The sequence below is a fragment of the Variovorax sp. Root473 genome (assembly GCF_001426505.1).
Classification (GTDB): Bacteria; Pseudomonadota; Gammaproteobacteria; order Burkholderiales; family Burkholderiaceae_C; genus Variovorax.
The window spans coordinates 36,702-63,443 of record NZ_LMEV01000018.1; the positions used below are offsets into that span (position 1 = coordinate 36,702).

23 protein-coding genes are annotated in these 26,742 nt (G+C 67.3%); 7 read left to right on the top strand and 16 right to left on the bottom strand.

Annotated elements, in window-relative coordinates; translation table 11 throughout:
- Positions 1-8: 8 nt before the first annotated feature.
- On the bottom strand, positions 9-2,447 hold the full coding sequence (locus ASD34_RS22815) for a xanthine dehydrogenase family protein molybdopterin-binding subunit (protein ID WP_056582720.1): 2,439 nt from the start codon (positions 2,445-2,447) through the stop codon (positions 9-11).
- Between the two features lie 14 nt (positions 2,448-2,461).
- Positions 2,462-2,959, bottom strand: coding sequence for a (2Fe-2S)-binding protein (locus ASD34_RS22820; protein WP_056582722.1), 498 nt, complete (start codon positions 2,957-2,959; stop codon positions 2,462-2,464).
- A 194-nt stretch (positions 2,960-3,153) separates the two neighbouring features.
- Between ASD34_RS22820 and ASD34_RS22825 the strand changes: the two genes are divergently transcribed.
- Complete coding sequence (locus tag ASD34_RS22825) at positions 3,154-4,311, top strand: helix-turn-helix domain-containing protein (RefSeq protein ID WP_414929890.1); 1,158 nt, start codon at positions 3,154-3,156, stop codon at positions 4,309-4,311.
- A gap of 25 nt (positions 4,312-4,336) precedes the next feature.
- On the opposite strand, the gene ASD34_RS22830 is transcribed toward ASD34_RS22825, so the two are convergent.
- The 8 genes from ASD34_RS22830 to ASD34_RS22865 form a co-directional block, all read right to left on the bottom strand.
- On the bottom strand, positions 4,337-4,714 hold the full coding sequence (locus ASD34_RS22830; protein ID WP_056582724.1) for a nuclear transport factor 2 family protein: 378 nt from the start codon (positions 4,712-4,714) through the stop codon (positions 4,337-4,339).
- A gap of 91 nt (positions 4,715-4,805) precedes the next feature.
- Positions 4,806-6,299, bottom strand: a complete 1,494-nt coding sequence (locus tag ASD34_RS22835; protein ID WP_056582726.1) for a M81 family metallopeptidase — start codon at positions 6,297-6,299, stop codon at positions 4,806-4,808.
- Positions 6,296-7,576 (bottom strand): Zn-dependent hydrolase, encoded by a 1,281-nt coding sequence (locus tag ASD34_RS22840; RefSeq protein ID WP_056582728.1) that lies wholly within the window; start codon positions 7,574-7,576, stop codon positions 6,296-6,298. The genes ASD34_RS22835 and ASD34_RS22840 overlap by 4 nt, the downstream gene beginning before the upstream one ends.
- Before the next feature lie 27 nt (positions 7,577-7,603).
- Entirely contained in the window at positions 7,604-8,320 is a 717-nt protein-coding gene (locus ASD34_RS22845) for an ABC transporter ATP-binding protein (RefSeq protein WP_056582730.1), read from the bottom strand.
- On the bottom strand, positions 8,317-9,084 hold the full coding sequence (locus tag ASD34_RS22850) for an ABC transporter ATP-binding protein (RefSeq protein ID WP_056582732.1): 768 nt from the start codon (positions 9,082-9,084) through the stop codon (positions 8,317-8,319). Before ASD34_RS22850 ends, ASD34_RS22845 begins: the two co-directional genes overlap by 4 nt.
- Complete coding sequence (locus tag ASD34_RS22855; RefSeq protein ID WP_056582734.1) at positions 9,081-10,040, bottom strand: branched-chain amino acid ABC transporter permease; 960 nt, start codon at positions 10,038-10,040, stop codon at positions 9,081-9,083. Before ASD34_RS22855 ends, ASD34_RS22850 begins: the two co-directional genes overlap by 4 nt.
- Before the next feature lie 7 nt (positions 10,041-10,047).
- Entirely contained in the window at positions 10,048-10,908 is an 861-nt protein-coding gene (locus tag ASD34_RS22860; RefSeq protein WP_056582736.1) for a branched-chain amino acid ABC transporter permease, read from the bottom strand.
- Between the two features lie 94 nt (positions 10,909-11,002).
- Complete coding sequence (locus ASD34_RS22865) at positions 11,003-12,208, bottom strand: ABC transporter substrate-binding protein (RefSeq protein ID WP_056582738.1); 1,206 nt, start codon at positions 12,206-12,208, stop codon at positions 11,003-11,005.
- Between the two features lie 214 nt (positions 12,209-12,422).
- Here ASD34_RS22865 and ASD34_RS22870 point away from each other — a divergent pair, with 214 nt between their 5' ends.
- Positions 12,423-13,187 carry a FadR/GntR family transcriptional regulator gene (locus tag ASD34_RS22870; RefSeq protein ID WP_056582740.1) on the top strand — a complete coding sequence of 255 codons (765 nt, stop codon included), beginning with the start codon at positions 12,423-12,425 and terminating at the stop codon, positions 13,185-13,187.
- On the opposite strand, the gene ASD34_RS22875 is transcribed toward ASD34_RS22870, so the two are convergent.
- Positions 13,184-14,155, bottom strand: coding sequence for a LysR family transcriptional regulator (locus ASD34_RS22875; RefSeq protein ID WP_056582742.1), 972 nt, complete (start codon positions 14,153-14,155; stop codon positions 13,184-13,186). The genes ASD34_RS22870 and ASD34_RS22875 overlap by 4 nt on opposite strands.
- A gap of 105 nt (positions 14,156-14,260) precedes the next feature.
- On the opposite strand from ASD34_RS22875, the gene ASD34_RS22880 reads away from it, so the two are divergent.
- Both ASD34_RS22880 and ASD34_RS22885 read left to right on the top strand, forming a co-directional pair.
- On the top strand, positions 14,261-15,616 hold the full coding sequence (locus ASD34_RS22880; protein ID WP_056582743.1) for an aspartate aminotransferase family protein: 1,356 nt from the start codon (positions 14,261-14,263) through the stop codon (positions 15,614-15,616).
- A gap of 22 nt (positions 15,617-15,638) precedes the next feature.
- Positions 15,639-17,156, top strand: coding sequence for a CoA-acylating methylmalonate-semialdehyde dehydrogenase (locus ASD34_RS22885; RefSeq protein WP_056582745.1), 1,518 nt, complete (start codon positions 15,639-15,641; stop codon positions 17,154-17,156).
- A gap of 19 nt (positions 17,157-17,175) precedes the next feature.
- Here ASD34_RS22885 and ASD34_RS22890 read toward each other — a convergent pair whose 3' ends face one another.
- From ASD34_RS22890 to ASD34_RS22910, 5 genes are read right to left on the bottom strand one after another with little or no spacing between them, the layout of a single operon-like run.
- A complete protein-coding gene (locus ASD34_RS22890; protein ID WP_056582747.1) occupies positions 17,176-18,564 on the bottom strand; it encodes an FAD-dependent oxidoreductase in 1,389 nt (462 codons plus the stop codon).
- A 9-nt stretch (positions 18,565-18,573) separates the two neighbouring features.
- Positions 18,574-19,143: a phosphonate degradation HD-domain oxygenase gene (locus ASD34_RS22895; RefSeq protein WP_056582749.1), complete on the bottom strand. Its 570-nt coding sequence runs from the start codon at positions 19,141-19,143 to the stop codon at positions 18,574-18,576.
- A 2-nt stretch (positions 19,144-19,145) separates the two neighbouring features.
- Positions 19,146-20,594, bottom strand: a complete 1,449-nt coding sequence (gene phnY / locus ASD34_RS22900; protein ID WP_056582751.1) for a phosphonoacetaldehyde dehydrogenase — start codon at positions 20,592-20,594, stop codon at positions 19,146-19,148.
- Between the two features lie 17 nt (positions 20,595-20,611).
- Entirely contained in the window at positions 20,612-21,838 is a 1,227-nt protein-coding gene (gene phnA / locus ASD34_RS22905) for a phosphonoacetate hydrolase (RefSeq protein ID WP_056582753.1), read from the bottom strand.
- A 1-nt stretch (position 21,839) separates the two neighbouring features.
- Complete coding sequence (locus ASD34_RS22910) at positions 21,840-22,586, bottom strand: phosphonate utilization associated transcriptional regulator (RefSeq protein ID WP_056582755.1); 747 nt, start codon at positions 22,584-22,586, stop codon at positions 21,840-21,842.
- Positions 22,587-22,750: 164 nt separating this feature from the next.
- Here ASD34_RS22910 and ASD34_RS22915 point away from each other — a divergent pair, with 164 nt between their 5' ends.
- The 3 genes from ASD34_RS22915 (at position 22,751) to ASD34_RS22925 (ending at position 26,717) form a co-directional block, all read left to right on the top strand.
- On the top strand, positions 22,751-23,788 hold the full coding sequence (locus tag ASD34_RS22915) for a putative 2-aminoethylphosphonate ABC transporter substrate-binding protein (RefSeq protein WP_056582757.1): 1,038 nt from the start codon (positions 22,751-22,753) through the stop codon (positions 23,786-23,788).
- A 74-nt stretch (positions 23,789-23,862) separates the two neighbouring features.
- Positions 23,863-24,996, top strand: a complete 1,134-nt coding sequence (locus ASD34_RS22920; RefSeq protein ID WP_056582759.1) for a putative 2-aminoethylphosphonate ABC transporter ATP-binding protein — start codon at positions 23,863-23,865, stop codon at positions 24,994-24,996.
- Positions 24,993-26,717 (top strand): putative 2-aminoethylphosphonate ABC transporter permease subunit, encoded by a 1,725-nt coding sequence (locus ASD34_RS22925; protein ID WP_056582761.1) that lies wholly within the window; start codon positions 24,993-24,995, stop codon positions 26,715-26,717. Before ASD34_RS22920 ends, ASD34_RS22925 begins: the two co-directional genes overlap by 4 nt.
- The last annotated feature ends 25 nt before the right edge of the window (positions 26,718-26,742 follow it).

The following is a 26,742-nucleotide window of genomic DNA, read 5'->3' on the forward strand; positions in this document are numbered from 1 at the left end:
GTTGTTGTTCAGGGAGCGGGACGGCCTTGGGTACTGGCAGCGAGCGAGGGGGCTTGCGCATCCTGCGGCGTGTTGCCCTTTTGCATCGCTTCCCAGACGCGGCTGGACGAAGCGGGCATGTCGAAATCCTTGACGCCCAGCGGCGCCAGCGCATCGAGCACCGCGTTGATGACGGCCGGCGGCGAGCCGATGGCGCCCGCCTCGCCGCAGCCCTTGGTGCCCAGCGGGTTGTGCGTGCACGGGGTGCACACGGTGTCGAGCTTGAACTGCGGGAAGTCGCCCGCCCTGGGCATGGCGTAGTCCATGAAGCTGCCGGTGAGCAGCTGGCCGGTCTCGTTGTCGTACACGCAGTTCTCGAGCAGCGCCTGGCCGATGCCCTGCACCAGCCCGCCGTGCACCTGTCCCTCGACGATCATCGGGTTGATGATGGTGCCGAAGTCGTCCACCGCGGTGAATCGGTCGACGCGCACTTCGCCGGTCTGCCTGTCGATCTCGACCTCGCAGATGTAGGTGCCGCCCGGAAAGGTGAAGTTGGTCGGGTCGTAGAAGGCGGTTTCGTTCAGGCCGGGCTCGAGCTTGTCGAGCGGGTAGTTGTGCGGCACGTAGGCCGTGAGTGCCACCTGCCCGAAGGGGATCTTCTTGTCGGTGCCCTTGACGGTGAACTCGCCGTTGGCGAACTCGATGTCGGCATCGCTTGCTTCCATGAGGTGCGCGGCGATCTTCTTGGCCTTGGTCTCGATCTTGTCGAGCGCCTTCATGATGGCCGCGCCCCCCACCGAGATGGAGCGCGAGCCGTAGGTGCCCATGCCGAAGGGCACGCGGCCGGTGTCGCCGTGCACCACATCGACGTTCTCGACCGGAATGCCCAGGCGCGCAGCGACGACCTGCGCGAAGGTGGTCTCATGGCCCTGGCCGTGGCTGTGCGAGCCGGTGAACACCGTCACGCTGCCAGTCGGGTGCACACGGATTTCGCCGCACTCGAAGAGACCCGCCCGCGCACCAAGCGCGCCCGCGATGTTCGACGGCGCAATGCCGCAGGCCTCGATGTAGCTGGAGTAGCCGATGCCGCGCAGCTTGCCCTTGGCCTCGGTCGCCGCCTTGCGTGCCGCGTAGCCGTCGACCTCGGCCAGCACCTTCGCCTTGTCCATGCAGGCATGGAAATCGCCGGTGTCGTACTGCAGCGCCACGGGCGTCTGGTACGGGAAGCTGGTGATGAAGTTGCGCTTGCGGATCTCGTCCTGGCCCAGGTTCATTTCCCAGGCACAGCGCGACACGAGGCGCTCCAGCAGGTAGGTGGCCTCGGGCCGCCCTGCCCCGCGGTACGCATCGACCGGCGAGGTGTTGGTGAACCAGGCGTCGACCTCGACGTAGATCTGCGGCGTCGTGTACTGGCCGGCCAGCAGCGTGGCGTACAGGATGGTCGGCACCGCGGTCGAGAAGGTCGACAGGTAGGCGCCGAGGTTGGCGTCGGTGTGCACGCGCATGGCGAGGAACTTGCCGTCCTTGTCCATCGCCATCTCGGCGTGGCTCACGTGGTCGCGGCCGTGCGCGTCGGACAGGAAGCACTCCGAGCGCTCGGCCGTCCACTTGATGTTGCGGTTGAGCTGCTTGGCGGCCCAGGTGAGGCACACGTCTTCGGCGTACAGGAAGATCTTGGAGCCGAAGCCGCCGCCCACGTCGGGCGCGATCACGCGCACCTTGTGCTCGGGCAGGCCCAGCACGAAAGCCGTCATCAGCAGGCGCTCGACGTGCGGGTTCTGGTTCGACACGTAGAGCGTGTAGTCGTCGGTGCCGCGGCTGTAGCTGCCGATGGCCACGCGCGGCTCGATCGGGTTGGGAATGAGCCGGTTGTTGACCAGGTCGAGCCTGGTGACGTGCGCCGCCGTGGCGAACACGTTGTCCACCGCCGCCTTGTCGCCCAGCACCCACTTGTAGCACTGGTTGTCGGGCGCCTCGTCGTGCAGCGTGGTGCTGCCGGTCTTCTTGGCCGCGTCCGCCACGCTCACGAGTGCGGGCAGCACGTCGTAGTCGACCACCACGGCTTCGGCCGCGTTCTTGGCCTGCTCGACCGTCTCGGCCACCACCATGGCGACGTGGTCGCCCACGTAGCGCACCTTCTTGATCGCGAGGATCGGGTGCATCGGCTCCTTCATGGGGGTGCCGTCGGGGTTGTTGATGAGCCAGCCGCAGGGCAGCCCACCCATCTTTCCTTCGATGTCCTTGCCGCTGAAGATGCCGACGACGCCGGGCATCCTGGAGGCCGCTTCAATGTCGATCGATTTGATGACGGCGTGCGCGTGCGGCGAGCGCACGAAGACCGCATGGCTCTGGTTGGCCAGCGTGATGTCGTCCGTGTAGTTGCCCGCGCCGGTCAGGAAGCGATAGTCTTCCTTGCGCCGCAGGGCCTCGCCGATGTGCGGCAGGTTGGAGAAGTCGGAAGCACCCATGATGTGGCTCCCTTTCAGGCGGTGACGGTGGTCTTGACCGGAGTGCCCGAGGCCATGGCCTCGCCGCCCATCTTCACGGCCTTCACGATGTTCTGGTAACCCGTGCAGCGGCACAGGTTGCCCTCGAGCAGTTCGCGGATTTCCGACTCGCTCGACTTGGGGTGGTGGGTGCACAGGTCGATGGCGCTCATGACCATGCCCGGCGTGCAGAAACCGCACTGCAGGCCGTGGCACTCCTTGAAGGCTGCCTGCATGGGATGCATGGTGCCGTCGGCTTCGGCAATGCCCTCGATGGTGGTGACCTCGGCGCCGGCCGCCTGCGCGACCAGGATGTTGCACGACTTGACCGCCCGGCCGTTCAGGTGGACCGTGCAGGCGCCGCACTGGGCGGTGTCGCATCCGACGTGGGTTCCGGTGAGGTGGAGGTGCTCGCGGATCGCGTGCACAAGGAAGGTGTTCGGTGGAGCGTCGACCGTGACCGGACGGCCGTTGACCTTGAAAGCGACCTGCATGTGGCTGTCTCCGTGGAAGGTGATGGCTGGTTCAGCGGGTCATCTTGGATGCCGCGCTTTCGCACTATCCTAGGCAAAAACCCTCGACACTTGCACAGCGCGCGGGAAATTCTCAAAATGAAACAGCTTGTCGTCCGGCGAGCCTCAAAAAGCCGCCTGCCCCCGCCCCTCCCGCGCGAAGAAGAATCCTCATGATGATGTCCGCTTCCGCCACCCCGTCTCCCGTCGAGCGTTCGCTGGCCATTGCGCAGGCGCGCCGCGAGCTGATCGAAGGCGACGGCCCCCGGCCGCGCGTCGCAGCGCGGGTCGATCCGGGCATCACCCGCTCCTGGCAGCGTTGCCTCGAAGCCGGCCGCCGGCCCCAGCAGCGCGTGAGCTTTGAAGCCGTGAGCCGCAGCGCCGGCCGCGATGTCACCGAATGCAACCGGGCCCTGGTCACGGCGGCGCGTCCGGTGATCGAACGGCTCTCCCGCGCCATTGCCGACACCCGCTATTTCGCCATCCTGACCGACGCTCGCGGCATCGTGGTCGATGTGGGCACCCTGCCCGACGGCAGCGACCCTGCCGCCCGCCACGCGCGCGACATCGGGCGCATCGGTGTCGACCTGTCGGAAAGCGCCATCGGCACCAGCGCCATCGGCACGGCACTGGCCGAACAGGAATCGGTGTGGCTGCACCGCGGCGAACACTTCTTCGACGACACCAGCGTGTACAGCTGCGCCGGCGCCCCGCTCTTCGGTCCCCGGGGCGACTGCATCGGCATGCTCGACCTCACGGGCGTGCAGGTGGTCGAGCGGCCCGAGCTGCGCCACCTGGCCACGCTGTCGGCGCGCAGCATCGAGAACCTGCTGGTGCAGCGCGAACCTTGCGAGCTGCTGCTGCGGCTGCTCTGGCCCGGCTGCCCGAGCAGCGAGACCACCGAAGGCCTGCTGTGCATCGACGCGGCCGGCCACGTCGCCGGCGCCAACGCCGCGGCGCGGCAGATGCTGCACCAGCCGCTGGCCTGCCATCCGGGCGGCCTGCATTTCAACGACCTGTTCGCGCTGCCGCTGCACATGATGTTCGACGCCGCACGGCGCGGCGATGCAACGCTCGAGGTGCCGCTGTGGTCGGGCCTGCGGGTGCAGGTGCGGGCCCAGCGCGGCGGCAGCGAGCACGGTGGTGTGCCGGGTGTGTCCGGCACTGCCACCGACGTTCGCCCCCGCCTGCGCGACGTGGAAACCGCGCTGATCCGCAAGGCAGTCACCGACGCGCGTGGCAATGTGGCCGAGGCGGCGCGCACGCTGGGCATCAGCCGTGCGACGGTCTACCGCAAGCTCTGGCGCGGCCGGCCTGCGGGCACGTCGGACTGATCCGGCGCAGACCCGGCGCGCGCCGTCAGGCGCCGACGGGCACCTTGTCGAGAAAGCCCGTCACCGCGCGCAGCTTGCCTGCGTCGACCTGCGCAAAGTCGGTGCCCTGGATCAGGTCGTCGGTGCCGCTCGGGCCCAGCGTCCACGAGAAGCGCAGGTTGTCGCCGTGCGCCTCGGCCTTGCCCAGCAGGTGGAAGCGAAAGCCCGGATAGCGCTGGTGCACCGCGCCGACCAGCGCGCTGATCTGCTCGCGGCCGCTGGCCTGCGCCATCGGATCGACATAGCGGGCGTCGGCGGTCCAGCCGGTTTCGATGAGTGCGGCGCGGCGCGCGGCGTCGGTCTCGTTCCAGACGGCGATGTAGCCGGTGGCGATGGCATGGGCGTCGTGGGTGGCGGTGTTCATGGCGACTGTTCCTTTCGAGGGTTCGACCCGCAACAGCGCGGGGTGAAGGAATGGTCGCGCCGCACGCGCCGCGCGTCGATGACGTGGCAGGTTATGCAGACAGGTCCATCGTCGCGTTCGCGTCGAGCGGGAACACCGGCCGGCGCACCTGGCTGAACGGGAACAGGCCGTAGTCCGAACTGGTCACGCCCGGGCTGTCGCACTCCACCAGCGCCGCCGACAGCGGCTCGAACACCGGCCGGCAGTACATGCGCGACTTCAGCAGCAGGAAGCGTTCCGTGCGCGGGTCGAGCCCGGCGCATTCGAACACGCCGATGTCCCACGGCTCCTGCGTGCGCTCGGTGACGACGATGCGCGCCGCGCCGATGTCGAACAGCACCGTGCGGCCCATGCTGCTGCGCTGGCCAGTGTAGGTGGGGCCGGTGATCACGTACTCGCCGTTGCTGATGGTGCGCACGGTGCCGGTCAGCTGCACGGGCGTCTTCGCGAGACCGATGCCTTCGAGCGACACCTTGTTGCCCAGCGCCACCGTCACCTCGGCGCCCTCGCCCGCAGCGACCAGCGCGGCCACCGCCTCGGGGTCGCACAGCGGCCCGACGCCGATGCCGTCCAGGCCCTGCGCCAGCGCTTCCTGCAGCACGTCCATCGTGTCGCAGCTGCCGCCGGACATGCAGTTGTCGCCGTGGTCGAGCAGCAGCACCGGGCGCGTCGCACCGCCGGCAATGAGCTTCGCGCGTGCGACCGACTCGGCCAGCGGCTCGCTGCGGTAGATGAAGGCCTCGCGCTCGGCCCACATCTGCGCGGCGATGCGGTCGGCCGTGGCCTGGGCGCGCGCGGGCGATTGCGCATCGACCACGATCACGCTCATGCACGGCGCCGCGATGTCCGACAGCGAGAAACCCGCCAGGATCGACACCGCGAGCGACTCGGATTTTTCCGCCGCGCGCGCCGCCTCGATGGCCCGCTGCATCGCGCCGGTGAACGACGCGCTGCGCAGCGTGTGCGCCATCAGCGGCAGCTGGCGCCAGCGCATGTGCGGCTGGCTGCGCCCGGCCAGCAGGTCGAACATCAGCCGGCCGGCGTGCTCGCCTGTCTCGTACATGTCGATGTGCGGGTAGGTCTTGAAGCCGACGATGACGTCGGCGTTCTGCACCATCGCGGGCGTCACGTTGGCGTGCAGGTCCAGCGCCACGCCGATCGGCACGCCGGGCGCCGCGGCGCGCAGGCGCACCAGCAGGTCGCCTTCGCCGTCGGTGCTGTTCTGCGCCACCATCGCACCGTGCAGGTCGAGCAGGATCGCGTCGCAGCCCGGCGCCGCATCGACGATGCATTGCGTGAGCGTGGTGTAGGCCTGCGCATCGACCGGCCCGCTCGGGTTGGCCGACGCCGACACCGGCGTGACCACCTGTGCGCCCGCCGCTTCGGCCAGGTCGATGAAGGCCGACATCGCGGTGCGCATGCCCTTGTTGTCGGCGTAGGCCTGGTCACCGAAAGTCGGGCCGTCGGGCCCGAAGGCCGCGAGCGGCGTGGGCACGGGCGAGAAGGTGTTGGTCTCGTGGTTGAGACGGGCGATCAGGACTTTCATGCAGCGACTCCTGCGCTTTGCAGCATGGCCTGCAGCAGCACGTTGCAGCCGGCCTCGAGGTGATCGGGCTGCGCGTCCTCGATCTCGTTGTGGCTGATGCCGTCCAGGCACGGCACGAAGATCATCGCCGCGGGGCACACGCGCGCGAGGTACACGGCATCGTGGCCGGCGCCGCTGATCACGTTCATCCAGGTCATGCCCTGGTCCTGCGCAGCCTCGCGCACGGCCGACACCAGCGCGGGCGTGAAGGGCTGCGGCGGGAAGTACACGACCTGCTCGATCGTCGCCTCGACCTTGCCCTTGGTCGCGATGCGCTGCACGGCTTCTTTCAGTGCCGCGTCCATGGCCGACAGCACCACGTCGTCGGCCGCACGCAGGTCGACGCTGAGCTTCACGCGGCCCGGAATCACGTTGCGCGAGTTCGGGTAGTTGTCGATCCAGCCGACCGTACCGCGCCCGTGCGGCGCATGGGCGAGCGCGATGCGGTTCACCTCGACCACGATTTCGGCGGCGGCCAGCAGCGCGTCCTTGCGCAGTTCCATCGGCGTGGGGCCGGCATGGGCTTCCATGCCCTGCACGACCACGTCGTACCAGCGCTGGCCCAACGCGCCCTCGACCACGCCGATGACGCGCTCGTTCGCTTCGAGCACGGGCCCCTGTTCGATGTGCGCCTCGAAGTAGGCACCGACCGGCGATGCCGTCGCCGATGCGGGCACGGCGCCGGCATAGCCGATGGCCGACAGCGCCTCGGCCACGCTCACGCCGTCGGTGTCGCGCTGCGCGAGTGCATGCTCCAGCGTGAAAGCGCCCGCGAACACGCCCGAGCCCATCATCACGGGCACGAAGCGCGAGCCTTCCTCGTTGGTCCACACCGCGACCTCGACCGGTGCTTCGGTTTCAATGCCCGCATCGTTCAGGCTGCGGATCACTTCCAGCCCGGCGAGCACGCCGTAGTTGCCGTCGAACTTGCCGCCCGTGGGCTGCGTGTCGATGTGGCTGCCGGTCGTGATGGGTGGCAGCGCGTTGTTGCGGCCTGCGCGGCGCGCAAAGATGTTGCCGATGGCGTCCACGCGCACTTCGCAGCCCGCCTCGCGCGCCCAGCGCGTGAAGAGGTCGCGGCCCTGTCGATCGAGGTCGGTGAGCGCGATGCGGCATACGCCGCCCTTCTCGGTGGCGCCGAGTTGCGCGAGTTGCATCAGCGAGTCCCAGAGGCGCTGCCCGTTCACGCGCAGCGCGCGCACGTCCGGCGTGGTGGAAAGTTCGTTCTGTGTGTTCATGTTTTTTCGACGAATGGATGGCGAGGTTCAGGCAAGACCGACGCCCAAGTAGCGGTCTTTCACGTCGTGGTCGGCCATGAAGGCGGCATTGCCGGCTTCGTGCACGATCAGGCCCTGCTCCACGATGTAGTGGCGGTCGGCCAGCTGCACGCAGACCTCGAGGTTCTGCTCGACCAGCAGGATGGCCACGCCCGCGGCCTTGATGGTCTTGAGCTGCGCGACGATCTCTTCCACGATCACCGGTGCCAGGCCTTCGACGGGCTCGTCGAGGATCAGCAAACGCGGGTGGTTCATGAGTGCGCGCCCGATGGCCAGCATCTGCTGCTCGCCGCCCGACAGCTGCCCGCCGCCGTTGCGCCGGCGCTCCTTCAGGCGCGGGAAGATGCGGTAGATGTCGGCCAGCTGCCAGGGCGAATCGCGCCGCAGGCCGAGCATCAGGTTCTCTTCCACCGTGAGCAGCTTGAAGACGCCGCGGTGTTCGGGCACCAGGCACACGCCGCGCGTGGCGATGCGGTGCGGTGGCTGGCCTGCGATATCGGCGCCTTGAAACCGCACGCGTCCACCCGTCGGCGTGACGGCGCCGGCAATGCTCTTGAGCGTGGTCGACTTGCCCGCGCCGTTGCGGCCCAGCAATGTGACGAGTTCGGCCTCGCCCACCGTGAGCGACACGCCCTGCAGCACATGGCTCTTGCCGTAGTGCGCGTGCAGGCCTTCGACTTCGAGGATGTTCTGTCCGCCGCTCATGCCTTGCCTCCGGTGATCATGTTGCCCAGGTACGCGGTGCGCACGCGCGCGTCGGACCGGATGTCGCCCGGCAGCCCCTCGGCCAGCACGCGGCCCAGCTGCATGACGGTCACGGTGTCGGAGATGTCCATCACGATGTTCATGTTGTGCTCGATCAGCACCACGGTGTGCGCGTCGCGCAGGCCGCGAATGAGCTGCTTCATGTCGTCGAGGTCGTCGATGCCCATGCCCGAGGTCGGCTCGTCCAGGAAGATGACCTTGGGTTTCGCGGCCAGCGCCATGCCCACTTCGAGGCGGCGCTGCTGACCGTGCGAAAGCACGCTGGCGGCGGTGTCGGCCAGCCGTTCGAGGCCGACGCGTGCGAGCACCTCGGCCACCGTGTCGGTGCAGGCGCGCTCGCCGATGGGTGCACGCCAGCAGTTCATGGCCTGGCGCGGCGCAACGCCCTGCGCGGCCACGCGCAGGTTCTCGCGCACCGAGAGGCTGGGAAACAGGCTCGTGACCTGGAACGAGCGCGCCATGCCGCGCTGCACGCGCTGGTGGTCGGCCTCGCGCGTCACGTCGTGGCCGTCGAACAGGATGCGCCCGCCCGTGGTGGTGCCGGTGCCCGTGAGCATGTGAAAGAGCGTGGTCTTGCCTGCGCCGTTGGGCCCGATCACCGAGTGCACGGTGTTGCGCCTGATCTTCAGGTCGACCCCGCCGAGCGCGGCGAACTTGCCGTAGTGCTTGGTGACGCCGATGGCTTCGATGAGGATGTCGCTCATGCTTTTTCTCCCTGTGCCAGCGGCGCTTCGGCGGCAGCCGCCGTCTTGCGGAACACCCGGCGCCAGGCGCTTTCGCCCAGGCCCCAGAGGCCGCGTTGCATGCCGATGCTCACGCCGATCAGCAGCAGGCCCAGCAGCAGCAGCCAGCGCGGCCACAGCGTGGAGAGCCAATCGGCCAGCAGCACGTAGAAGGCCGAACCGAGCACCGAGGCGAACAGATTGCCGGTACCGCCGATCACGGTGATGACCAGGATCATCTCGCTCGTGTGGTACTCGGCGTTCGACAGCGGCGCGATGCCGGTCATCATCGCGTGCAGGCCGCCGGCCAGGCCGGTGACGGCGCCCGAGATCACGAAGGCCAGCAGCTTGAAGCGCTTGAGGTCGTAGCCCACGGCGGCGGCGCGGTCCTCGTTGTCGCGGATGGCGAGCAGCGTGCGGCCGAAGACCGAATCGGTCACCTTCAACAGCAGCGCGAACGCGATGAGGAAGATCACCGCCACGAAGGCGTAGTACTTCCACGGCGTGTCCATGAAGGCCGGGCGCGGCACGTCGAGCAGGCCGTTGTCGCCGCCCGTGAGCCCGGAGGCGGTGTACGCGATGAAATAGAACATCTGCGCAAAGGCCAGCGTCAGCATCACGAAGTAGGTGCCGCGCTGGCGGATGGCGACCCAGCCGACCACCGCCGCGCCCAGCGCGCCCATGCCGATGGCGGCGAGCAGCGCGAGCGGCATCGGCAGTTGCAGCCGCGTGAGCAGGATCGCGATGGTGTAGCTGCCCAGCCCGAAGAAGATGCCCTGTCCGAACGAGAGCAGCCCGGTGTAGCCCAGCAGCAGGTTGCAGCCCAGGGCGGCGAGCGCGTAGATGAGGACTTCGCTCGCGAGCGAGCCCGAGCGCATGCACAGCGGCAGCGCGAGCGCGACGATCAGCGCCAGCAGGAAGGTGTATTTCTTTGGCATGGCGCGTTCATCCTCTGCGGCCGAGCAGGCCATGCGGGCGCAGCAGCAGCACGGCGCCCATCGCGATGTAGATCATCAGGCTCGCCCCGGGCGGCCAGATGGTGCTCATGAGGCTTTGCACGATGCCGATCAGCACGCCACCGACCAGCGCACCGCTGAAGCTGCCGAGCCCGCCGATCACCACGACCACGAAGGCCACGCCCAGCGCCTCGACGCCCATGAAGGGCTCGGCCCCGCGGATGGGCGCAGCGAGCACGCCGGCCAGTGCCGCCGTGGCCGCGCCGAGCGCGAACACCAGGCTGAACACGCGGAACACGTTGATGCCCAGCAGCGAGACCATCTCGGTCGATTCGCTGCCCGCGCGCACCGCGCTGCCCAGCCGCGTGCCTTCGAGCACCCACCACAGCAGCACCGCGAGCACGGCGGTGAAGCCGATCACGAAGAGCCGGTACTTCGGGTAGATGAAGCTGCCCCACATCACCACGCCCTGCAGCAGGTCGGGCGTGGGCACGCTGTTGCCCAGCGGGCCCCAGAACACGATGACGATCTCCTGCACCGCGAGCGCCAGGCCCACGGTCACGAGGATGTGGAACTCGTGCGGCTTGGCGTACACGCGGCGCAGCAGCAGCTTCTCGGCCAGCCAGCCGAGCGCGCCGACGAACAGCGGCACCAGCACGAGCGCGGCCCAGAAGTTCAGGCCCCACTGCAGCGCCTGGAAGCACAGGTAGGCGCCCAGCAGGTAGAAAGCGCCGTGCGCGAAGTTCACGAAGCGCAGCAGGCCGAACACGATGGACAAGCCAACGGCCAGCAGGAAATACAGCATGCCGATGCCGATTCCGTTGATGGTCTGGAGCAGGTAGACGGACATAGGTGTCGGGGGGGATGGCAAACGTGCAGGCGGCCCACGCCCTGCCCGCGCCGCAAACGATGCGGGCGCAGGCGCGGCGCGGAGCCGGGCGGCGTCAGGCCAGCTTGCAGCCGGTCTTGTCGACCGGCAGGAACGACTTGCCGGAACTGATCACGTCGACGTAGTCGGCCGGGTTGGCCATCTTCGACTTCGCCTTGCCCTTGAGCAGGTAGTAGTCCTTGATGACCTGGTGGTCGGCCTTGCGGATTTCTTCCACGCCCGTGAGGCCGTCGAACTTCATGCCTTCGAGCGCGGCGATCACGGCCTTCTGGTCGACCGTGCCCGCTTTCACGATGCCGTCGATGAGGATCTTGGTGCAGATGTACGACCCGGCCAGGCTGTAGTTGGGCACGATCTTCAGCTTGTCGGCGGTGCGCTTCACCAGGTCCTTGTTCAGCGGCGTGTCGACCGTGTGCCAGTACTGCGCACCGAAGTAGACGCCGTCGCACAGGTCGGCGCCCAGCTCGTCGAACTGCTCCAGGCCCGAGGCCCAGGCCATGAGGATCGTCATGTTCTTGTGCATGCCGAAGCTCACCGCCTGGCGCAGCGCGGCCGACGATTGCGCGCCGAAGTTCAGGAGCAGCAGCACGTCGGGCTTGGCGGCCATCGCGTTGGTGAGGTAGCCGCTGAACTCCTTGTCGTTGAGCGAGTGGTAGCTGTTGCCCACGTGCTCGATGCCCTTCTCCTGGAAGATGGTCTTGGCCGCGCTCAGCAAACCATCGCCGAAGACGTATTGCGGCGTGATCGTGTACCAGCGCTTGGCCTTGGGCATGGACGCGATCAGCGGGCGCACCGTCTGCTCGATGGCTCCGAAGGTGGGCACCGACCAGCGGAAGGTGGCGGGGTTGCAGTCCTTGCCGGTGATCTCATCGGCGCCCGCGGTCGTGATGAACAGGCCGCCGGCCTTCTCGGCCTCCTTGCCCATGGCCAGCGATTCCGACGACAGGATGCCGCCCGCGAAGAACTTCGCGCCCTGCTGCTGCGAGGCTTCCTGCACCTTGCGCACGGCGGTGGCCGGCTTGCCTTCGGTGTCGAGCAGCGTGTAGGCCAGCGGACGGTTCAGCACCTTGCCGTACTGCTCGATCGCCAGCTTGGCCCCCAGGTCGGCGAACTTGCCGTTGGCCGCGAAGGCACCCGACATGGGCACCGGTGCACCGAAGCGGATCACGTCGGTGGCCTGGGCGATGGCCGAGCGGCTCATCAGGAGCGAAGCCGGGGCGGCCGACAGGGCGGCGAGCTGAAGGAGTTGTCTGCGTTGCATGGGGTTCTCCGGTCGTGGTGTGTGAAGTGGGAAGAAAAACGCGGTGCCTGCAATCGGCGTGAATTTAAGCGGATAAATAGGATTAATATGCTGGTAAAAACCCGTTAGCAAGCCCCGTGCCCAAACCCAACCCGACCCTGCCGATGACGCCGTTAAGATCGCGCGCTGTTGCGCATCCCGCGCATCTCCCGATGTGCATGGATGGAGCGTTTTGATGAGAGTGGGGCACAACCCTCCGAAGCGGCAAAAGCTCTCGGACGTCATCGTCGAAGACGTCAAGCGATGGATCGTTGCCGAGCGCAAGCAGCCCGGCGACCGGCTACCGAACGAGAAGGAACTGATCGAGCTTTTCGGCTACTCGAAGAGCACGGTGCGCGAAGCGCTGAAGGCGCTGGAAGTGCGCGGGCTGGTGTCGATCCGCACCGGCCCGGGCGGCGGTGCCTACCTGCAGCAGGTGTCGGTCGACCATGCGTCGGAGCCGCTGCGCAACTTCCTGCACTTCCATCACCTGGACGGCCACCACATCTACCAGCTGCGCAAGGCGCTGGAGCCCGAGCTGGCCGTGAGCGTGGTCGGGCGGCTCACGCCCGAACACTTCACAAGGCTCGAAGAGAACGTGCGCCTGTGCACCATCGAGCCGACCAACGAAGACGAACTGCGCACGCAGCGCGAGGCCGAGTTGGCGTTTCACACGATGCTGGCCGAGGCCTGCCCCAATCCGGTGCTGTCCTTCATGTGCCGCTTTCTCAACGACCTGCTGCGCGACCTGGTCGTCTACAAGAAGGCGCTGGACCACCACCACTTCGGCGAGACCAATGTGGACTACCACACGCAACTGCTGGCGGCCTACCGCAGGGAAGATGCGGACGAAGTGCGGCGGCTGATGGCCGAGCACATGGTCGATGCGGAGCACCACATGCATGAGATGGAAGCGCACATCGGGGCGAAGCATTTGCTGCTGCCGAGTGGGCAGCGCTAACGGGCGTGGGCTTTCTCCAGGCACGCCTGAAACGCCAGCACCGCCCGCGAAGGCTTCGGCGAGCGCCGCAGCAAACTCACGAACCGGCACGCATAGTTGAAGCGCGCCGGCAGCACCGCCTTCATCAGCCCGCGCTGCTCGAACACCTGCGCGTAGTGGTCGGGCAGAAAGCCCAGGAAGCGGCCCGACAGAATCAGCGTCGCAATCGCCTCCTGATCGAACCCGGTCGCCTTGCGCGATAACCGCGCGCGATGGCTCAGTTCCATGTTCGGCGAGTGATACCCCAGCCCCGCGAAATGGTGCTCACCCAGCTTTGACCAGGTGAGCTTGCCGTGCGGGCTGTCGAACAGCGGATGCCCCTGCCCGCAGTACAGCAGCATGGTCTCGTCGAACAGGTCGGCATACACCAGGCTCTTCGAGCTGCGGTGCGCCGGAATGATGCCGATCTGGAAGTTGCCCTCCAGCACGCCCTGCTCGATCGCGTTGATCGAACCCACGTGCACCGCCAGGCTCACCTCGGGCGCGATCTCGGTGAAGCGCGCGATGGCTTCGCCGATGCGCGCTTTCGGGTTGGTCGCGGTCTTGTCGAACAGCGCCACGTCGAGCTGCCCGCCCATGCGGTTGTGGATGTCGTCGATGCTGCCGCGAAAGGCGTCGACCGAGGCCAGCAGGCGCAGCGTCTCGTCGTACACGCGCTGGCCCTCGGCCGTGAGCGCAAAACCCGCCCGGCCGCGCCGGCACAGCACGAGGCCCAGACGCGTTTCCAGGTCCTTCACATGCCGGCTCACGGTCGATGTGCCGATGTTCAGTTCCAGCTCCGCCGCCGCCATGCCGCCGCAATCGACCACGCTCTTGAACACCTTGAGCAGGCGCAGGTCCATGTCGCTGAGCTGCCCCAGCACGGCGCGGTTGCGGGTGCCCTGGGCACCGGTTTCGTCGGTTGGCGACGCCTTGGCCTTTACTTGCATGAATCGTCAAGTGAACATTGATATTGCGCCATTCTCCACACTGAAGGCACTGCGAACAATCGGCGCATTCCTTCACCCCCGGAGCCCGCCTGTGCGGGATGCGCCATGACCCTTGCCACACCCGCCATCGAACCCACGCCCACCGCGCGCACCGACGCCGCCTGGCTCGAGGCGCACTGGATGCCCTACACCGGCAACCGCAACTTCAAGGCCGATCCGCGGATCATCGTGGAGGCCAAGGGCGCCTACTTCACCGACAGCGACGGCCGCAAGATCTTCGACGGCCTCTCGGGCCTGTGGTGCTCGGGCCTGGGCCACGGCCGCCCCGAGATCACCGAGGCGGTGAGCCGCCAGATCGCCAGGCTCGACTACTCCCCCGCCTTCCAGTTCGGCCATCCGCTCTCGTTCGAGCTGGCCAACAAGATCAAGGAACTGACGCCCGCCGGCCTGGACTACGTGTTCTTCACCGGCTCGGGCTCCGAAGCCGCCGACACCTCGCTGAAGATGGCACGCGCCTACTGGCGCACCAAGGGCCAGGCGGGCAAGACGCGCCTGATCGGCCGCGAGAAGGGCTACCACGGCGTGAACTACGGCGGCATTTCGGTCGGCGGCATCGCGGCCAACCGCAAGCTGTTCGGCCAGGGCGTCGAGGCCGACCACCTGCCGCACACGCAGCTGGCCAGCAACGCTTTCTCGCGCGGCATGCCCGAAAGCGGCGCCGAGCTGGCCGACCGCCTGCTCGACCTGATCGCGCTGCACGACGCCTCGACCATCGCGGCCGTGATCGTCGAGCCCTTTGCCGGTTCGGCCGGCGTGGTGATTCCGCCGAAGGGCTACCTGAAACGCCTGCGCGACATCTGCACCGCGAACAACATCCTGCTGATCTTTGATGAAGTGATCACCGGGTTCGGCCGCTGCGGCGCGCTCACCGGCGCGGATGCCTTCGGCGTCACGCCCGACATCATGAACATCGCCAAGCAGGTCACCAACGGCGCGCAGCCGCTGGGCGCCGTGGTGGCCAACAAGGACATCTACGACACCTTCATGGCCGCGGGCGGGCCCGAGTACATGCTCGAATTTCCGCACGGCTACACCTACGGCGCGCACCCCGTGGCCTGCGCCGCGGGCATCGCCGCGCTCGACGTGCTCCAGAAGGAAGACATGATCGGCCGCGTGCAGACGCTGGCCCCCCACTTCGAGAACGCCGTGCACAGCCTCAAGGGCAGCAAGCACGTCGCCGACATCCGCAACTACGGCCTGGCCGCCGGCATCACCATCGCCGCAATGCCGGGCGAGCCCGCACGCCGCCCGTACGAGATCGCGATGAACTGCTGGAAGAAGGGCTTCTACGTGCGCTACGGCGGCGACACGATCCAGCTCGCACCGCCCTTCATCGCCGAGAAGGCCGAGATCGACCGCATGGTCAATGCGCTCGCAGACGCCCTCGCAGAAACCAACTGATCCCCTTTCGAGACCTGAAGACATGCAACACGACAAGAACGTCACCGCCACCATCGGCCACTTCATCGACGGCAAGCACGTCGGCGGCGGCAGCCGCGTGCAGCCGGTGTTCGACCCCGCCACGGGCCTGTCGGCCAAGAGCGTCGCGCTGGCCGACAAGCTCACGGTCGAGCAGGCCATCGCCTCCGCGCAAGCCGCCTTCCCGGCCTGGCGGAACACGCCGCCGCTCAAGCGCGCCCGCGTGATGAGCCGCCTGAAGACGCTGCTCGAAGAAAACGCCGACACCATCGCCGCGCTCATCACCGCCGAGCACGGCAAGGTGCTGGCCGACGCGCATGGCGAGCTGCAGCGCGGCATCGAGAACGTCGAGTACGCCAGCTACGTGCCCGAGCTGCTCAAGGGCGAGCACAGCAAGAACGTCGGCCCGGCCATCGACTCGTGGAGCGAGTTCCAGGCCATGGGCGTGGCGGCCGGCATCACGCCGTTCAACTTCCCCGTCATGGTGCCGCTGTGGATGTGGCCGATGGCCGTGGCCTGCGGCAACACCTTCGTGCTCAAGCCCTCGGAGCGCACGCCTTCCTCCACGCTGTTCATGGCCGAACTCGCGCTGCAGGCCGGCCTGCCGCCGGGCGTGCTGAACGTGGTCAACGGCGACAAGGAAGCGGTCGACACGCTGCTGACCGACCGCCGCGTGAAGGCCGTGAGCTTCGTGGGCTCCACGCCCATCGCCGAATACATCTACACCACGGGCACGGCCCACGGCAAGCGCGTGCAGGCGCTCGGCGGCGCCAAGAACCACGCAGTGGTGATGCCCGACGCCGACATCGGCAACGCCGTGAGCGCGCTCATGGGCGCGGCCTACGGCTCGTGCGGCGAGCGCTGCATGGCGATCCCGCTGGTGGTGGCCGTCGGCGACGCGACCGCCGATGCGGTCGTCGAAGGCCTGAAGGTCGAGATCGCCAAGATGAAGGTCGGCCCCGGCACCGACAACGGCAACGACATGGGCCCGCTGGTCACCCAGCCGCACTTCGAGAAGGTCAAGGCCTTCGTCGACGCGGGCGTGGCCGCCGGCGCCAAGCTGGTGGTCGACGGCCGCGGCATCCAGGTCGAAGGCCACGAAGGCGGCTACTACCTGGGCGCCTGCCTGTTCGACCACGTGAAGCCCGGCATGACGATCTACCAGGAAGAGATCTTCGGCCCGGTGCTCGGCGTGGTGCGCGTGAAGACGCTGCAGGAAGCCATGGACCTGATCGACGCGCACGAGTACGGCAACGGCACCTGCATCTTCACGCGCGACGGCGAGGCCGCGCGCTGGTTCAGCGACAACATCCAGGTCGGCATGGTCGGCATCAACGTGCCGCTGCCGGTGCCCGTGGCGTACCACTCGTTCGGCGGCTGGAAGCGTTCGCTGTTCGGCGATCTGCACGCCTACGGCCCCGACGCCGTGCGCTTCTACACCAAGCGCAAGACCGTCACGCAGCGTTGGCCCTCGGCCGGCGTGCGTGAAGGCACGATGTTCTCGTTCCCGTCGAACCGCTGAAGCGGTCGATAGCCGCGGGTCAGGCCTTGTCGGCTTTTCCTGCGGCGTTCGCGAGCTTGCTGAGCATGCGGTCCACCAGCCATGGCTGGCGGTCCTCGTCCTCGGCGCGTTCCTTGCGGCGGATCGCGTTGCGCACGACGATCGAGCCCACATAGCGCATCGGCTCCGGCGGAAAGTAGCCCAGCGGCCCACCCGTGATCGGGCTGCGCGTCCATGCGTTGTCCTGGTCGAGCACCAGCGACGACAGGATCTGCCCACCCATGTAGGTCGGCCCCACCCCGTTGCCCGAGTAGCCGAAGCCGTAGTAGATGTGCGGCGCGCCATCGAGCTTGCCGAAGAACGGAAAGCCCGTCACCGAGCGGTCGGACGGGCCATTCCAGCTCGCAGTGATCGGCGTAGCGCTCAGTGCGGGAAAGAAGGAATGCAGGGCCTGCGTGAGCTCGCCCTCATAAGGCGAGCGCTCGTCGAACACCTTGGCCATGCGACCGCCCCACGCGAAGGTGTTGCCGCCCTTGCCCAGCATGATGCGGCCGTCCACCGTGCTGCGGTAGTAGTACACGAAGGTGCGCGAGTCGAGCACCGACACGCCGTCGGTCAGGCCGATCTGCTGCAGCAGATCGGGGCAGCGCTCGGTGATGATCATGTCGCTCGACACGATGGCGATGGTGCGTTCGAACTGCGGAAAGCGGCTGGCCATCCACGCGTTCATCGCGAGCACCAGCTTCTTCGCGCGCACCGTGCCGGTCGGGGTGCGCACCACCACCGGTTGGTCGGTGCTGAAGTCGAGCATCGGCGTGCGCTCGTGGATGCGGATGCCCATGGCCAACGCCACGCGCCGCAGCCCGCGCACCAGCTTGCCCGGATGCACGGTGGCGGCGATGGGCGAATACACGCCCGCCAGGTTGCGCACCGAGCCCGAGCGCCGCGCCACCTCGTCGGGCGGCAGCGCGTGGTACGAATGGATGCCGCGCGCCTCCAACGCCTGCATCATCGGATCGAGCGTGCCGATCTGCGCCTGCGAGGTCGCGGTGTAGAGCGTGCCGTCGCGCCGCAGCTCGGCGTCGATGCCGTGCGCCGCGCAGAAGTCGGCGATGTGCCCCACCGCCGCTTCCGACGCCTTCACGAGGCGCACCGCCTCGTCTTCGCCGAACAGCCTGCGCAGCGTGAGGAATTTGGCCGACCAGGTGAGCAGGCAACCGCCGTTGCGCCCGCTGGCACCGGCGCCGCACAGGTCGCTTTCGAGAATGACGATGTCGAGCGCCGGCGCCTGCAGCTTGGCCTGGATGGCCGTCCACAGGCCGGTGAAGCCGCCGCCGACGATGCAGACGTCGGCAGTGGTTTCACCTTGCAGCGCCGGTGCCAGATCGCCATCGTTGAAAAGCGCTTGTTCGATCCAGAAGGGGCGCATCCGTGTGCCTTAGGCGGTGAGGGCTTGCCGGTGCTCGGCGGAACTGATCTCGAGGTGGCGCACGAAGTGCGCGAGGCCGGGCATGTCGGCATCGGCCAGCTTGGCCGTGTCGTCCCACTGCCGCAGGCGCACCGCGTCCATCGCATACGGCAGCGTCTCGAAAGCCTTGGCCTGCGCCTCGTCGAAGACGCCGCCCTGCAGTTGCAGGCTGCGCTTCGAGTCGGCCGACAACGCTTCCAGGTAGCCCGGCACGCGCGCGCACAGGAAGCGCTTGGCGTCCACATGCAGCCGGATCGGCTCCAGCGTGGCCGGGCCGAACAGCGCGCGCAGGAACGGCAGGCAGCGGTACTGGTGCAGGTCGTCCAGGCCCTGCTGCGTCGGCGTGCCGCCGAAGTCGTGCAGCAGGTGGCCCAGGTCGTGCAGCAGGGCGGCGGCGATCAGCGCGCTGTCCGCGCCCTCCTGCTCGGCCAGGTGCGCCGACTGCAGCGCATGCTCCAGCTGCGTGACCGGCTCGCCGTCGTACTGCGCATGGCCCTTGGTTTCGAGGAGGCCGACGATGTCGGGGATGCTGAGGCTCATGGTTACCAGGGCAACGAGTAGGTCTTGGTGTTGGTGAAGCTCTTCATCGCCTCGAGCACGCCTTCCTTGTAGCCCAGGCCCGAGTCCTTGATGCCGCCGAAGGGCGTGAGCTCCAGCCGGTAGCCGGGCACCTCGCGCACGTTGACGCTGCCCACGTTCAGCTCGCGGATGAAGCGCGTGATGTAGTCCAGCCGGTTGGTGCAGATCGAGGACGACAGGCCGTAGGCCGTGCCGTTGGAGATGCGGATCGCCTCGTCGATGTTCCTGAAGCGGATCACCGGCGACACGGGGCCGAAGGTCTCATGCTTGGCGACGGTCATCTCGGGGTCGACGTGGTCGAGCACGGTGGGCGAGTACAGCGCGCCGCGGCGTTCGTTGCCGTACAGCAGCTTCGCACCGGCGGCGATGGCTTCGTTGACCACGGCTTCGAACTGCTTCGCAGCCGCTTCGTCGATCACGGTGCCCATGTCGGTGTCGGGGTCCATCGGGTCGCCGTACTTCAGCGCGCGGGTCTTCTCGACCAGCAACTCGACGAAGCGATCCGCCACCGACTCGTGCACCAGCATGCGCTTCACCGCGGTGCAGCGTTGCCCCGAGTTCTTGTACGATCCGTTGGCAGCGAGCGTGGCCGCTTCCTCGACGTCCGCGTCTTCCATCACGATGATCGGGTCGTTGCCGCCCAGCTCCAGGATCTGGCGCTTGTAGGTGGCCTTGCCCGCGATGTACTTGCCGATGGGCACGCCGCCGGTGAAGGTGACGAGATCGACGTCGGCGTTGGTCAGCAGCTCGTCGGCAATTTCCTTGGGGTCGCCCGTGAGCACCGACAGCATCTGCGGCGGCAGGCCTGCCTCGTACAGGATGTCGGCCAGCAGGAAGGCCGTGAGCGGCGTCTTCTCGCTGGGTTTGAGCACGATGCGGTTGTTGGTCGCGATGGCCGGCGCCACCTTGTGGATCACCTGGTTCAGCGGATGGTTGAACGGCGTGATGGCGGTGATGGCGCCCAAGAGCGGCTCGCGCATCGTGTAGACCTTGCGGCTCTTGCCGTGGTGCGTGAGGTCGCAGGAGAACACCTGACCGTCGTCCACCAGCGCCTGGTTGGCGGCGAACAGCAGCACGTCGGAGGCGCGGCCCACTTCGTACAGCGAGTCCTTGCGGCACAGGCCCGATTCGAGCGTGATGACGCGCGAGATCTCGTCCAGGCGCGAAGCGATGATCTCGCCGGCGCGCATGAGGATCTTGTAGCGCTCGTAGCGCGTGAGCGTGGGCTTGTAGTCGCGGGCAATGCGCAGCGCGTGGCGCACGTCGTCCAGCGTGGCCTTGGGCACGGTGGCGATCACCTCGCCGGTGTAGGGGTAGGTGACCTCGATGGTGCGGTCGCGATGCACTTTTTCACCCGCGATGCGCAGGGCTTCGCGGTGGACGGTGCCTGGCTTCAGGATGGCTTGGCTCATGGGTGCTCCGTGCAGTGTCAGCGTGCGTGGTTCAGGGCGAGGTCGAGCGCATCGAAGTTGCGCAGCCGGCGGCCGGGGGCGATGCCTTCGACCGGGCGGTTGCAGATCAGCGGCACCTTCTGCTCGGACACACCACCGTGCGAACGCAGCGGCACTTCGAGGGCCGACAGGTCATGGCGGCTGGCGGCGGTGCCGATGACGGTGCTCTGCTCGCTCACCACCACGATGTCGCCGATGCGGTCCGGCGGCAGCTCGAAGCGCTTGGCGGCTTCGGCGCGCGAGAGCACGAGCTCCATGCCCGGGATGCCCTTGATGCGTTCGATCCAACCCGGCACGCTGGCTTCGTCGGGGGCGTACACGGTGGCGAAGGAACCGAGCGCGCCGTGGTGCACCACGTAGGGATCGGTGATCGGCAGGATCACGCGGGCCTTTTCAGCGCCGTACCAGCCGTCGAGCACGTCCTGCAGGTAGATCACGTTGGGCGAGCCATCGGCGCCGTGCTTGTCGTTCATGCCGTGGTCGGCCGTGAGCACGATGGTGGCGCCCAGTGCATCGAGCTGCGCGAGGTAGCCGTCCATCATGGCGTAGAAGGCATTCGCGGCGGGGCTGCCCGGCGCGGCCTTGTGCTGCACGTAGTCGGTGGTCGACAGGTACATGAGGTCGGGGCGCTGCGATTCCATGAGCTTCACGCCGGCGGCGAACACGAACTCCGACAGCTCCGCGCTGTACACCGAAGGCACGGGCATGCCGACCATATCGAGCACGTTGTCGATGCCGTTCTCTTCCATCGTCACCTGGTCCGACTTCTCCGACGAGAAGCAGATGCCCTTCATCTTGTGGCCCAGCAGCTTGCGCAACTTGTCCTTGGCCGTGACCACGGCGAGCTTGGCGCCCGCGTCGGCAAAGGCCGCGAGCACGGTGCCGGCGCGCAGGTACTTGGGGTCGTTCATCATCACTTCCTGGCCCAGCTCGCGGTCGAAGAAGTAGTTGCCGCAGATGCCGTGCACGGCCGGCGGCGCGCCGGTCACGATCGACAGGTTGTTGGGGTTGGTGAACGAGGGCACGACGCAGTCGGCGAGCAGATCGGCACCGTCCTTGCGCATGCGGGCGATGCAGGGCGCCACGCCGGCCTCGATGGCCGCGTCGAGGTACGCCGGCTCGCAGCCGTCCACGCACACGACCACGATCGGACGGGCCATCCAGCGATAGCTCCTGGCATTGACTTCAAGTGTCTCCGGCGTCATTTCAGACTTCCTTTTGAGGTGGGTGGTTCGGGGTAGCAGGGGTGTTGCTGGTAATGGCCGCGTCGCCGTCGATGCGGCCGAAGGCCTTGTGCATCCGCGCACGGCTGCCGGCCACGTGCTCGCGCAATGCGCGCCCTGCCGTGTCGGGGTTGCCGCTGGCGATGGCGTCGACGATGTGGCTGTGCTCGTCGGCCGAGACCCGCAGGCCGCCGCCGCTGTCGAGCGCGCGCATTCTGAAAAGGTGCAGCTCCTTGACGAGCCGCTTGTAGGTCTCGGTGAGCTTCTTGCTGCCCGCGATGTCGAGCAGGATCTCGTGGAATTGCAGGTTGAGCTGCGCGTACTGCTCCACGTCCTGCGCCTGGGCTGCCGAGCGCATCGCGTCGACCATGGCGCGCAGCCGCTCCACCGCGTCGGGCTGGATGGCCAGGGCCACGCGCCGGCCGATGATTTCTTCGAGCGCCTCGCGCAGCTCGTAGATCTCGTCTGCCTCTTCGAAGGCGATCTCGCGCACGAAGACGCCGCGGTTCTTCTCGTTGCGCACGAGGCCCGCTTCTTCCAGTGCGCGCAACGCCTCGCGGATCGGGCCGCGGCTGGTGTTGAAGCGCTGCGAGAGCTCGCTCTCGTTGATGCGGCTGCCCACGGGGAGCTCGCCCGTCATGATCAAACGCTCGATTTCTTCCTGCATCAGCATCGGCAGCGAGCTGGACTGGAGGAACGCGAGGGCGGCGGAGTGATTGCTGGTGACCATGGGGCGTATTTTCCCGAAGGATTGAAAACTGTCAACAATCTTTTATTGACAGTCGTCAATCAGCAACCTACATTGCAAACACCGGGCGGCGTTGGATACCTTCGCGCCGGCGCCAGCCCCTCACTCACCCTCTTCAGTGACAGCCAGCCTTTCAGGAGAAACAGATGACGATGAAACAAAGCACGCGCCGCCTCACCGCTGCCCTGTGTGTTGCGGCCCTCGGCCTCGTGTCCGGCAGTGCGTGGGCGCAAAAGACGCCGCTCCTGGTCTACACGGCGCTCGAGACCGACGCCATGAAGCTGTACAAGGACGCGTTCGAGAAGGCCAACCCCGACATCGAGGTGAAATGGGTGCGCGACTCCACCGGCATCGTCACCGCCAAGCTGCTGGCCGAAAAAGCCAACCCCCAGGCCGACGTGGTGGCCGGCCTGGCCGCCAGCAGCCTGGCGCTGCTGCAGCAGGAAGGCATGCTGCTTCCTTATGAGCCCAAGGGCTTCAAGGAGCTGAACCCCGCGTACTCCGACGCCGCGCGCCCGCCCGCCTGGGTCGGCATGGACGTGTGGGCCGCCACCATCTGCTTCAACATGGTCGAGGCCAAGAAGCTCGGCCTGCCCAAGCCCGAGAGCTGGAAGGACCTGACCAAGCCCGTCTACAAGGGCACGATCTCGATGCCGCACCCCGCCTCCAGCGGCACCGGCTACCTCGACGTGTCGTACTGGCTGCAGAACATGGGCGACGCCGAAGGCTGGAAGTACATGGACGCGCTGCACCAGAACATCGCGCAGTACGTGCACTCGGGCTCCAAGCCCTGCAAGCAGGCGGGCGCGGGCGAGTTCCCCATCGGCATCTCGTTCGAGTTCCGCGCGCACCAGGTGAAGAAGTCGGGCGCGCCGGTCGACCTGATCTTTCCGAAGGAAGGCCTGGGCTGGGACATCGAGGCCACCAGCCTCATGAAGACCAGCACGAAGCTGGCGCAGGGCAAGCGCTTTGCCGACTGGATGGCGAGCAAGGAAGCCAACCAGATCAGCGCGCGCTGGTGGGCCGTGGTCGCCTACCCGGGCGTGGTCTCCAAGCTGGAAGGCATTCCCGACAACTACGAGAAGCTGCTGGCCAAGAACGACCTGAACTGGGCCGCCAAGAACCGCGAACGCATCCTGGCCGAATGGAGCAAGCGCTACGAAGGCAAAGCAGAGCCGAAGTAAGCACTGCGGCATCTCCCTGTTTTCAATTCAAGGGCGACGCCACTGGTGATGCCCTCCAACGACGAGTGCGAAAAATGGACATGACCGACACCCGCTTCATCGCCAGCCAGTTGCCCGCCGCCGCCGCGGCGCTCGAGATCATCGGCGTTCGAAAGGACTTCGAAGCCTTCAGCGCGCTGCGCGACGTGCACCTGCGCGTGAACCCGGGCGAGATGCTGTGCTTTCTCGGCCCCTCGGGCTGCGGCAAGACCACGCTGCTGCGCATCATCGCGGGCCTGGAGACACAGACCGCGGGGCAGATCCTGCAGAACGGCAAGGACGTCTCGTGGCTTTCGCCGGACAAGCGTGACTACGGCATCGTGTTCCAGTCGTATGCGCTCTTTCCCAACCTGTCGATCGCGGAGAACGTGGGCTACGGCCTCGTCAACAGCCGTGCCAAACGCGGCGAGATCAAGGCACGCGTCGACGAGCTGCTGAAGCTGGTCGGCCTGCCGACCTCGGGCGCCAAGTACCCGAGCCAGCTCTCGGGTGGCCAGCAACAGCGCGTGGCCCTGGCCCGCGCGTTGGCCACGCGGCCCGGCCTGCTGCTGCTGGACGAACCGCTGTCGGCGCTCGACGCGCTGGAGCGCATCCGCCTGCGCGGCGAGATCCGCCGGCTGCAGAAGCAGGTCGGCATCACGACCATCATGGTCACGCACGACCAGGAAGAAGCGCTCTCGATGGCCGACCGCATCGTGGTGATGAACCACGGCGTGATCGAGCAGGTCGGCACGCCGATGGAAATCTACGAACAGCCGGCCACGCCCTTCGTGGCCGACTTCGTGGGCAAGGTCAACGTGCTGCGCGCGATGGCGCTGGGCAACCAGCGCTTCCAGGTCGGCGACATGGAACTGCAGTGCGACGCCTGCGACGGCGCCTTCGAGCCCGGCGACGCGGTCAACCTGTACCTGCGGCCCGAAGACCGCGCGGTGGAACACCTGCGCGAGGACACGCCGAATCGCCTGCAGGCCAAGGTCACGAAGGTCGAGTTCCTGGGCGGCCTGTGCATTGCCGAAGTGACGGCCGACGCGCTGCACGGCCAGACGCTGGGCCTGCACTTCTCGCTGAACCAGCTGCACGACCTGGACATCCGCGAAGGCAACGTGATCGACATCGCGCTGCGCGCCAACCGCATCCGCGCCTTTGCCGCGCGCACGTCGAAGCCATGAACACGCTGGCACGTCCCCGCCCTGTGCTCGCTGCACGCCCCGCCCTGCGCTGGAGCCGCGACGAGACCATCGCGCGCGCCATCCTGTTCGTGGTGATGGCGATGCTGTTCGTGTTCCTCATCGCGCCGCTGTTGACCATCCTGGCGCACGCGGTGCAGGACAAGAACGGCCGCTTCGTCGGCCTGGCCCACTTCATCACCTACTTCCAGACGCCGAGCCTTCTGCGCGCGGCCTGGAACTCGGTGTGGGTGTCGGCCGCGGTGGTGATGATCTCGGTGCCCACGGCCTTCGTGTTCGCCTACGCGCTCACGCGCAGCCGCATGCCGGCGCCGCTGAAGGCGGTGTTCCGGCTCATCGCGCTCATTCCGCTGCTTGCGCCCTCGCTGCTGTCGGCCATCTCGTTCGTGCAGTGGTTCGGCAACCAGGGCGCGCTCAAGTTCCTGCTGGGCGGCGCCTCGATCTACGGCGCGTCCGGGATCATCCTGGCCGAGGTCTACAACACCTTTCCGCACGCGCTGATGATCCTGGTCACCGCGCTGTCGCTGGCCGATGGCCGGCTGTACGAGGCGGCCGCCGCGCTGCGCACACGACCCCTGCGCCAGTTCATGACGATCACCCTGCCCTCGTGCAAGTACGGCCTGATCAGCGCGGCCACCGTGGTCTTCACCTACGTGGTGAGCGACTTCGGCGCGCCCAAGGTCATCGGTGGCAACTTCAACGTGCTGTCGGTCGACGTGTTCAAGCAGGTGGTCGGCCAGCACAACTTCTCGATCGGCGCGGTGGTCGGCATGCTGCTGCTCATCCCGTCGATCATTTCCTTCGTGATCGACTACGTGGTGCGACGCAAGCTGAAGGCGCAGCTCACGGCGCGCTCGGTGCCCTACGTGCCCAAGCCGCGCAAGCTGGCGGATGCACTGCTCACACTGTTCTGCACCGTGGTCTGCGGCCTGCTGCTGGCCACCATCGGCATGGCGATCTACACCTCGGCGATCTCGCTGTGGCCCTACGACCTGTCGTTCACGCTCAAGCACTACCACTTCGTGCTGGTCGAGAGCGACATGGCCGCTGCCTACGGCAACAGCCTGCTCGTGGCCATGGTCACGGCGGTGGCCGGCTCGCTCATCGTGTTCGTGGGCGCCTACCTGATCGAGAAGACGCGCAACCTGGGCCTCATGCGCAAGGGCATGCACCTGATGGCGGTGCTGTCGATGGCGGTGCCGGGCCTGGTGCTCGGCCTGGGCTACGTGATGTTCTTCAACCATCCGTCCAACCCGCTGAACTTTCTCTACCAGACGATGGCGATCCTGGTCATCTCGATGGTGGTGCACTACTACACCTCGAGCCACCTCACGGCAGTGACGGCGCTCAAGCAGATCGACAACGAGTTCGAGGCCGTGTCGGCCTCGCTCAAGGTGCCGTTCTTCAAGACCTTCCTGCGCGTGACGGTGCCGGTGTGCCTGCCGGCCATCCTGGACATCGGGCGCTACTTCTTCGTGGTATCGATGGCCAGCCTGTCGTGCGCCATCTTCCTGTACACGCCGGAGACCATCCTCGCGTCGGTCGCGATCATGCACCTGGACGACGCCGGCGACATTGGCCCGGCCGCCGCGCTGGCCAGCCTGATCGTCGTCACCTCGACGCTGGTGTGCATCGCCTATGCCCTGCTCACGCGCGTGCTGCTCGCACGAACGCAGGCCTGGCGCAACCTCGGCCGCGTCTGAGCCCACACGTCACCTCTCGCTCTCA

Bases quoted from the DNA above. Each gene is read 5' to 3' on its own strand.
- ASD34_RS22895 (WP_056582749.1), bottom strand. From the start codon at position 19,143: ATGAGCCTCAGCATCCCCGACATCGTCGGCCTCCTCGAAACCAAGGGC.
- phnY (WP_056582751.1), bottom strand. From the start codon at position 20,594: ATGAGCCAAGCCATCCTGAAGCCAGGCACCGTCCACCGCGAAGCCCTG.
- ASD34_RS22825 (WP_414929890.1), top strand. From the start codon at position 3,154: ATGATGTCCGCTTCCGCCACCCCGTCTCCCGTCGAGCGTTCGCTGGCC.
- ASD34_RS22885 (WP_056582745.1), top strand. From the start codon at position 15,639: ATGCAACACGACAAGAACGTCACCGCCACCATCGGCCACTTCATCGAC.
- ASD34_RS22845 (WP_056582730.1), bottom strand. From the start codon at position 8,320: ATGAGCGGCGGACAGAACATCCTCGAAGTCGAAGGCCTGCACGCGCAC.
- ASD34_RS22865 (WP_056582738.1), bottom strand. From the start codon at position 12,208: ATGCAACGCAGACAACTCCTTCAGCTCGCCGCCCTGTCGGCCGCCCCG.
- ASD34_RS22870 (WP_056582740.1), top strand. From the start codon at position 12,423: ATGAGAGTGGGGCACAACCCTCCGAAGCGGCAAAAGCTCTCGGACGTC.
- ASD34_RS22815 (WP_056582720.1), bottom strand. From the start codon at position 2,447: ATGGGTGCTTCCGACTTCTCCAACCTGCCGCACATCGGCGAGGCCCTG.
- ASD34_RS22915 (WP_056582757.1), top strand. From the start codon at position 22,751: ATGACGATGAAACAAAGCACGCGCCGCCTCACCGCTGCCCTGTGTGTT.
- ASD34_RS22835 (WP_056582726.1), bottom strand. From the start codon at position 6,299: ATGAAAGTCCTGATCGCCCGTCTCAACCACGAGACCAACACCTTCTCG.
- ASD34_RS22855 (WP_056582734.1), bottom strand. From the start codon at position 10,040: ATGCCAAAGAAATACACCTTCCTGCTGGCGCTGATCGTCGCGCTCGCG.
- ASD34_RS22830 (WP_056582724.1), bottom strand. From the start codon at position 4,714: ATGAACACCGCCACCCACGACGCCCATGCCATCGCCACCGGCTACATC.
- ASD34_RS22910 (WP_056582755.1), bottom strand. From the start codon at position 22,586: ATGGTCACCAGCAATCACTCCGCCGCCCTCGCGTTCCTCCAGTCCAGC.
- ASD34_RS22925 (WP_056582761.1), top strand. From the start codon at position 24,993: ATGAACACGCTGGCACGTCCCCGCCCTGTGCTCGCTGCACGCCCCGCC.
- ASD34_RS22860 (WP_056582736.1), bottom strand. From the start codon at position 10,908: ATGTCCGTCTACCTGCTCCAGACCATCAACGGAATCGGCATCGGCATG.
- ASD34_RS22850 (WP_056582732.1), bottom strand. From the start codon at position 9,084: ATGAGCGACATCCTCATCGAAGCCATCGGCGTCACCAAGCACTACGGC.
- ASD34_RS22840 (WP_056582728.1), bottom strand. From the start codon at position 7,576: ATGAACACACAGAACGAACTTTCCACCACGCCGGACGTGCGCGCGCTG.
- ASD34_RS22890 (WP_056582747.1), bottom strand. From the start codon at position 18,564: ATGCGCCCCTTCTGGATCGAACAAGCGCTTTTCAACGATGGCGATCTG.
- ASD34_RS22880 (WP_056582743.1), top strand. From the start codon at position 14,261: ATGACCCTTGCCACACCCGCCATCGAACCCACGCCCACCGCGCGCACC.
- phnA (WP_056582753.1), bottom strand. From the start codon at position 21,838: ATGACGCCGGAGACACTTGAAGTCAATGCCAGGAGCTATCGCTGGATG.
- ASD34_RS22875 (WP_056582742.1), bottom strand. From the start codon at position 14,155: ATGCAAGTAAAGGCCAAGGCGTCGCCAACCGACGAAACCGGTGCCCAG.
- ASD34_RS22820 (WP_056582722.1), bottom strand. From the start codon at position 2,959: ATGCAGGTCGCTTTCAAGGTCAACGGCCGTCCGGTCACGGTCGACGCT.
- ASD34_RS22920 (WP_056582759.1), top strand. From the start codon at position 23,863: ATGGACATGACCGACACCCGCTTCATCGCCAGCCAGTTGCCCGCCGCC.